Origin of the sequence: Bradyrhizobium cosmicum (genome assembly GCF_032290525.1) — a bacterium.
Lineage (GTDB): Bacteria > Pseudomonadota > Alphaproteobacteria > Rhizobiales > Xanthobacteraceae > Bradyrhizobium > Bradyrhizobium cosmicum_A.
The window spans coordinates 1-284 of the sequence record NZ_JASXTA010000160.1 but is presented as its reverse complement, the minus strand read 5'-3'; the positions used below and the strand labels follow the sequence as shown (position 1 = coordinate 284).

At 61.3% G+C, this 284-nt stretch carries 1 pseudogene; it reads left to right on the top strand.

Going from position 1 to position 284, the window contains the following annotated elements:
* Positions 1-284 (top strand): annotated as a pseudogene (locus QSV46_RS39470) (PAS domain-containing sensor histidine kinase); the annotation flags it as partial.

The window sequence follows — 284 nt, the reverse complement described above, 5'->3', positions numbered from 1 at the left end:
CCGTGGAGGCGATCGTCAAGGACGGCAATCGGGCCGGCGACGTGATCCAGCGGGTCCGTGCGCTCGTGAGCAAGGCGACCGGTCAAAAGGCTTCGCTTCACATCAACGATGTCATCAACGAGGTCATCAGCCTAGTGCAGCATGCGCTGGTCAACCATCAGGTATCGTTGCGGCTGGAGCTCGCCCCCGACCTGCCGCTGGTCATCGCCGATCGGGTCCAGTTGCAACAGGTCATTCTCAACCTGGTCATCAATGCCATTGAGGCCATGCAGCCGGTCACGGAC